Raw genomic sequence first — 6,930 nt, forward strand, 5'->3', positions numbered from 1 at the left:
GACCGTTTTTGACCGTTCTGGAAGAGGCGCAAATGGGGCAAGCAGGCATAACCAGACAAAGAGCATGCCAAAATGGACTTTACTCTTCTATCATTACATCTTGAGCACTACCTATCAGGGAGATGGAATTGAGGGGATCGCGCGATGGAACTGCTGTGTTTTTAGAGGCGACCGCCCTTCATGATATTTCTTTGGCCAGAACATACTTATTTGACATCGCAATTCCATACTCAATCGCTGTTCATTCGCATACGGCTGACACACGGAGTTTCTACTCTCAGGTTTAGAAACAAAGATCAACTGCGTCAGAAGTGCGGCAAAAATTGATATCGAACCTCAATAGCAGTCATTTATCCCGCTTTTGATGGCTAACTGCGTCAAAAGTGTGGCAGAAGTGCGGCAAAAAATTTTCTCATTTCTACTTAGAGATTAAAGCGATGTCACAGTATCAACTATTTGTCGATTTAAGTATGTCAGGCACAAAAGCCTCACTATCGAATGGAACCAAGTTTCAGAGTTATCTCTGCCCGTCTCGGGTGGCAGACTTGCCACCATCGGAGTTGCAAATCCTGGCGACCAGGGGACACAGTTCGGTGGGGGTCTGGAATCGGGGGCTTACCTTCAGCTTGGTGATACGGCTTATGCTCTGGCAGAAGATGCTGAGGGGCGATCGAACAAAACCACCGCCATGCTTCGCAAGAGTACCCTGGCTCATCTGCGTATTTTTGGAGTGGCTGGAGAAATGGCGCACCGCTTCCAGGTGTCATCCTTACCCATCAACCTGGGAGTCGCCTTGCCCTTTAATGAATATCTCTCGGATCAACATGAAGTGGCTCGGGCCTTACAGGAGGCGCATCACTTTACTTACCGGGGTCGAGATGTTGAACTCTTGCCCCAGGTGATTAAAATTCTGCCGGAAGGAGCAGGGCTCGTGCAGTGGCGCAAAATTCAGGCAGCCAAGCAAGGAGAAACGAATCAAACCTATGTGGTGGTGATGGTGGGCTATCGGGATTTGACCTTTCTCGTTTTGCGTCAAGGCAAACCGCCAACCGGAGAACCGAGCAGCACGGTCAAACTGGGGTATTTGGAATGCTTGCAATCGCTCGCTCAGGGCATTTGTCAGCCGGAAAGCTCATATCTGCTCGATGCCCTGCTGCATGGACAGGGTACCGTTGCCTTTCCGGACTAGCCGGGAAAAGTCTTTGAGTTAAGCGATCGCCGTCAGAAGGCAGAAGCTTACTACTGGGAAGAGGTTCGACATCATCTGAGCGATAAGTTTGCCGCGCTTGATGTCCCGCGATATGAGGTGCTGGTGGGCGGTGGAACTGCCTTGACTGAGTTAAGACCTCAGTTAGAGCCATTTCTTAGTAACCTGCCAGGAGCCACAACTAACTGGAAGCCGCTAAGTAGGCATGAATAGCGTGGCAAACGATGGTTTCAAGCACCAACCTTGACATTGTCTTAGCTTGCAGCGGGAACGATCGCATCAGCTAATCATCCTGCTTATTTGGATTGAATGTTGGATCGGAAGGCCAGCTTGATTTAATCAATTCACCCTTAAGCTCAAGTACGGGTTTCAGTTCTACCGTCACTGGTATTCCCTCAAGGAGTTGAATATCTTTACCTTGATGCGAGATCGCTAACTGAGTGCCTTGCTGCAACAAATAGGTTGCTGTTGTTCCTTGGATATCAACCTCTAATCGTTGTCCTTGAATCGTCAAAGGAAATCGTAGACGTTTAACTATCTCCGGTAGTTTGGGATGGAAGGATAAGTGACCGTTGTAATCTCGCATCCCAGCAAATCCATAAACGGCTACCATCCAGGTTCCTCCCATCGCTGCGATATGGCAGCCATCCTTCACGTTGCCCGCCACATCCCCTAAGTCCATCAGTACCGCATATTTGGCATATTCGGTCGCTTGCTCCAAATAACCAATTTCGGCTGAAACAATGCTCTGGATCGAAACAGAAAGAGAGGAGTCTCCTGTAGTCAATGGATCGTAATAGTCAAAGTTATGCCGCTTCTGTTCCGGTGAAAATTTATCTCCTAAGAGGAACATTGCCAGCACAATATCAGCTTGCTTGATCACCTGATGTCGATAAATTACCAAGGGATGGAAGTGTAGGAGTAAGGGATACTTATCAGGAGGTGTATTCTCAAAATCCCAGACTTTCTCGTCTAGGAAGGTGTCGTGTTGAATGTGAATTTTTAATCGTTCATCGAAAGGCAGATACATATTATCCGCTGCCTTTCTCCAGTTTTTTACCTCCGAAAGTTTCAGTTTAGTCTTATCAACTAAGGCAATGAACCAGTCTGGATGGCGATCGCGCAGCATCTCAACGGTGGAGGCAGCGTACCATAAGTTTTCGCGTGCCATCAAGTTAGTGTAGGTGTTGTTATTCACCACCGCGTTGTACTCATCGGGTCCCGTAACGCCATGAATGCAGAACTGACCTGCGACTCGCTTGGAGAAAAATCCCAGGCTGTACCACATCCGAGCTGTCTCGACTAACATCTCTGCGCCTTCATTGAGGAGAAATTCATCATCTCCAGTTATGTCAACATACTTTTTCAGCGCATAGATGATGTCTGCATTGATGTGATATTGCGCTGTGCCTGCCGCATAGTAAGCAGAAGCTTCTTCTCCATTGATAGTTCTCCAGGGAAATAGGGCACCATCTTGGTTCACTTCCCGGGCTCGCTGTCGTGCCTTATCTAGGATGCTGTAGCGAAATAGCAGTAGGTTCTTCGCAATCCGGGGAGAAGTATAAGTCAAAAACGGCTGGAGATAAATCTCCATGTCCCAGAAGTAATTGCCTTCATAAGCATGACTTGTAAGTCCTTTCGCTGGAACGCCTCCCCCTTCCGATCGCGCAGAGGCTTGAAAAACGTGAAATAAATTGAAGCGTAGCACTTGCTGCATCAATTCTATAGTGTCGCTGGGAGCGTGCGGGTCACCCTCAATTTTGAGATCGCTGCGATCCCAAAAATCATCTAGGTACTGTCGTTGGCTCACGAGCAGATTATCAAAACCATGAGTGATCGCTCGATCAAGGGTGCGTTCGGCTCGTTCACACAACTCTTGTGCTGGAAAATGGTCAGAGGTGTGATACGTCATATACTTGACTAATCGAATTGGGACGCCGGGTTGAGCATCCACCGAGAAAACGACCTTGCCATCGTCTTCTGAACACTGGCTTTCATAAGAGTAAGGAGATTTCGTTTCAAATTCATGATCAACACCACAAGCTAACGTCATCCGGCTGTTTCTCGTGATGTGACTCAAGATGATCCGGCGATCCTTAACCCAATAGTGTTCAGGTAACAGCACCCGCTCCTTAAAACCCTTGGCGAGACGCGGATCGCCTTCACTGGCACGGGCAGAAGCATCGTAGTGCATTTCGGAGGAGATAACAATCGGTGCTTTGGCGTTGAGGATGGTGACTTCATAAGAAATCGCAGCCAAGTGCCGATGTTCAAAGGAAACCAGTCGGCGCGATCGAATCGATACTTGCTTACCGGACGGCGTTTGCCAAAGAACTTCTCGATCAAGTGTCCCGTTTTGCATATCGAGCGATCGCTCGAACTTGAGCAAATTCGCAGTCGGTAGGTAAAACGGTTCATCATCGACATACAGTCTAATGATTTTGCTGTCGGTGGCATTGACAATGGTTTGTCCTGTCCTAGCAAAGCCATAAGCTTCCTCTGCGTAGACGATGGGCCAGGATTCATAAAAGCCATTGATAAAGGTGCCATTTTGCCCAATGGGACTGCCTTCCTCAAATACTCCTCGCATCCCTAAGTAACCGTTCGCGGTTGAAAACAGAGTTTCCATTTGTACCAAAAGTTTTGGATAGAACTGCTTTTCAACCCAGCGCCAAGGCTCAGGGGGATAAATATATCTGGGAGGGATTAAAGGTTCATGATGCAACATTGAGCTTCAACCTGATTAATGACTTCTGGCTTTTTTAGTAGCGGTATGTTTGAGTTCAGACTGACCTAACACCGCAGACTAGTAAAAATCCCTGTGTACCTTAATTGTCAGCCAAGTAACTCACTCAAATCTTGGACAACAATATCCGCTCCGTTTTTTTGCAGTGCCTCAGGATCTCCTTTGCGATCGACTCCAACCACGAGTCCAAATCCACCGTCGTGACCCGCCTGGACACCTGAAATAGCATCCTCAAAAACAATCGTTCGCTTTGGTTCAACCCCAAGTTGTTTTGCCCCCAACAGAAAAGCATCTGGGGCAGGTTTTCCAGCCAGGTGCAATTCATCGACTAGATTGCCATCAACCACAGCAGCAAAGAAATGCTCAATTCCAGCCACCTTAAGCACAGCTTTGCAATGGTGACTTGATGACACAACCGCTAATTTGAACCCGCGATCGCTCAAATGACGGATGAGAGCAAGTGATCCTTCGTATACCTCAATTCCTTTTGCCTGAAGTACTTCGTTAAAAAAAACGTCCTTGAAATTACCAAGGGCACAAACCGTATCATAGCCAGGAGGAGCGGATGGCTCTCCATAAGCTAACTGAATGCCTCTCGATTCCAAAAAACTTTGAACGCCAACATACCGCATTTTTCCATCAACATACAGCTTGTAGTCATTCTGGATATCGAAGGGTTGAAAGGGTTCATCGGTCTCTTCAGCCCGTTGCTTAAGAAACCCATCAAATATCCGTTTCCAGCAATCAGCATGAACCTTCGCGGTTGCGGTGATCACGCCATCTAAATCAAATAGGACAGCATCAAACTGACTCAAAGCGATGGATGAGTTGAACTGGCTCACAAAAATATCTCCTATCACCAAAGTAGCCCCCAAATCTCAATCAGCAATCCCTTAGGGGCAGAACAACACTCATAGGGATTTGTTTTGATGAAGTCGTTACCCTTCGCCTTCGTTTTAGCGCTTGAAGCAATTCTCTGCATTCCCTAAGACCTGGATAGTTTTCTGTGAAAGACGTTTCACGGCTGGTTGCTGCACCTATAAAAAATTACTGAGTAAATTTTGCTATTGGTAAATTGTCTATTCATCTACCTAGGGGTTATTGGCTGGTTTGTCTGCTTGCTTAACGAGCTCTACAGCTTTCGCCGTCAGCTTAGCGATCGCCCGCTTGGCCTCTTGAGACTTTGAATCAAGCTCGTCTAATATCGCAGCATATTGCTTCTCGACACGGGGCTGAGCGTCAATAGAGGTTAGCTTGTACTCTATCGTCTTTTGACGGGAACCACAGCTGGCTAGACTGAAGGTTGCGATCGCTGCCTAGGTAAATAGGGCTAACTTCCTCAAAGGTCTACTCCTGAGCCGTAGTTTCATAACGTTAACCTGGCCGAGCAGGCGATCGCTCTGTGACGCAGAACTTAAGCCAAGCTATCAGTCTTACTGGTTTAAGACATCTTTTCTGTGTTGGGGGGCAGCCGCGATCGCCGCAACTTCTGCCAGTAGCGCTTGAGAAACTCCCATCTCCTTGAGCGTTGCCATCAGGTTTTCTGCAACGGCATCAAAGTGTTCGCTGTTTAAACCTTGCTTTTCTACCAACTCTTTGTGGGCTTTCCGCATATAACGACCGTCGTATTTATTAGTTCCGCCAAAGGCATAGGTCAGAAAAGCCTTCTGGTGTGCCCGTTGTTTTACCATATCTACATTGGCAAAGAAGTGCTTGATGCGCTCATCCTGCAAGACTCGCTGATAGAATTTGTCAACCGCTAAGTCAACAGCCGCCGCACCACCGAGTTTTTCAAATAAAGTCGTCATAATTCTCCTCATCCTTTTCAGCAATTGCTTGACTACACTTCAACCGGTTCTTTTTCTGCTGCTTGCACAATTTGTCCGGTTGCCGTAGCGATCGCGGCTCTCACCGACTCTGGCAAGGCAGGGCTGTTTTCGGTGTGAGGGCTTTGGAACGTATCTTGTGCTTCAGGCTGTTGACAGGCAATCATCGTCTTGACATGCTCTAATTCGTCTTCGCGAACGGCAACAAAGACATCATAGAGATTCTCAATTTGAGGACGACGAAATGCCTCAGGATGCGTCGTTTGGAATTCGTCAAACATATACAAGTCGCCATCCCGGTAGTAGTTGATTGCGACTTCTGGCGCAGGCATTTGTTTGAGGACTTCACCGTGCTCTTGGAGAAACAGGTCGTAGGTGTGGTAGGCGTGCTCTTCAACATGCTGCATGAAGTGGTAGGCAGCGCGGGGATTGAGGATATACACCAAAACAATCACCCAGTAGTAAATCAATCCGCCAATCCGAGCCAGGGAGCGATCGTACCAGTGGTCGTTGCCACCGAGAGATTCGGCAATCAGGAGATGATGCAGTTCATTCCAGGACTCAGCAAAATGCACTTTCAGCCAGTCCGATTTGCGCCACCAGCCCATCGTTTCATATAAATGCAAGACCGAGGTGTAGGCAAAATAAGGCACCCGAGCCACTGTTTCTAGGACAAAAAATCGTGCAAAAATGCGATCGCGACCTTGATAAAAGGTGTTGAGTAGCGCTTCTAAGAAGTTGACGAGCAGTCGTATCATGATTTAGTTCCTCCAAAGCTGCTATCGCAATCGATAGGGATAGAATTGCCGCCTTCATAACCAGGACAAGTAAAAAGAGGCAAGAAAACAGGTGATGACTCTCACTTTGCCAAATTGTTCTCACCCAGGATATGAGCTACCTCATAAACCTAGATCTGGTTGGGTGCAGGGGGAGGCATCTTGTGATTACGGTTATTGGCTCTCATCTGGTTAAGCTGCTCTGGCATTCAGGCTACCATCATGCTTCAACCTCAGATTTCGTTGACACTTCATGAGGTAGCTCACATCTTGCACCTTGTGATCTGAACCTCCCACCCCTGCTGCTGCAATAACATTCGCTTTTGCTCAACTTCCTGAAGTAGCAGAGCAACCACCTCACTTAGGCAGGCTTCG

Annotated in this window: 5 protein-coding genes; 1 reads left to right on the top strand and 4 read right to left on the bottom strand. The window is 47.6% G+C overall.

Annotated features, from left to right (window positions below; genetic code table 11):
- The first annotated feature begins 688 nt into the window (after positions 1–688).
- Complete coding sequence (locus tag H6F72_RS25680; RefSeq protein ID WP_190442249.1) at positions 689–1,189, top strand: ParM/StbA family protein; 501 nt, start codon at positions 689–691, stop codon at positions 1,187–1,189.
- A gap of 301 nt (positions 1,190–1,490) precedes the next feature.
- On the opposite strand, the gene H6F72_RS25685 is transcribed toward H6F72_RS25680, so the two are convergent.
- From H6F72_RS25685 to H6F72_RS25700, 4 genes are all read right to left on the bottom strand, one after another.
- Entirely contained in the window at positions 1,491–3,935 is a 2,445-nt protein-coding gene (locus tag H6F72_RS25685; protein WP_190442251.1) for a glycoside hydrolase family 65 protein, read from the bottom strand.
- A 107-nt stretch (positions 3,936–4,042) separates the two neighbouring features.
- Entirely contained in the window at positions 4,043–4,795 is a 753-nt protein-coding gene (locus H6F72_RS25690; protein WP_348252749.1) for a beta-phosphoglucomutase family hydrolase, read from the bottom strand.
- 591 nt (positions 4,796–5,386) lie between these two features.
- On the bottom strand, positions 5,387–5,761 hold the full coding sequence (locus H6F72_RS25695; protein WP_190442253.1) for a group 1 truncated hemoglobin: 375 nt from the start codon (positions 5,759–5,761) through the stop codon (positions 5,387–5,389).
- Positions 5,762–5,793: 32 nt separating this feature from the next.
- Positions 5,794–6,537: an alternative oxidase gene (locus H6F72_RS25700; protein WP_190442254.1), complete on the bottom strand. Its 744-nt coding sequence runs from the start codon at positions 6,535–6,537 to the stop codon at positions 5,794–5,796.
- Positions 6,538–6,930: the final 393 nt, after the last annotated feature.

This window comes from Trichocoleus sp. FACHB-46, from assembly GCF_014695385.1.
Lineage (GTDB): Bacteria > Cyanobacteriota > Cyanobacteriia > FACHB-46 > FACHB-46 > Trichocoleus.

What these genes read in the sequence shown, in the direction of transcription:
- H6F72_RS25680 (WP_190442249.1), top strand. Translation starts at nt 689, where the DNA reads ATGCTTCGCAAGAGTACCCTGGCTCATCTGCGTATTTTTGGAGTGGCT.
- H6F72_RS25695 (WP_190442253.1), bottom strand. Translation starts at nt 5,761, where the DNA reads ATGACGACTTTATTTGAAAAACTCGGTGGTGCGGCGGCTGTTGACTTA.
- H6F72_RS25685 (WP_190442251.1), bottom strand. Translation starts at nt 3,935, where the DNA reads ATGTTGCATCATGAACCTTTAATCCCTCCCAGATATATTTATCCCCCT.
- H6F72_RS25700 (WP_190442254.1), bottom strand. Translation starts at nt 6,537, where the DNA reads ATGATACGACTGCTCGTCAACTTCTTAGAAGCGCTACTCAACACCTTT.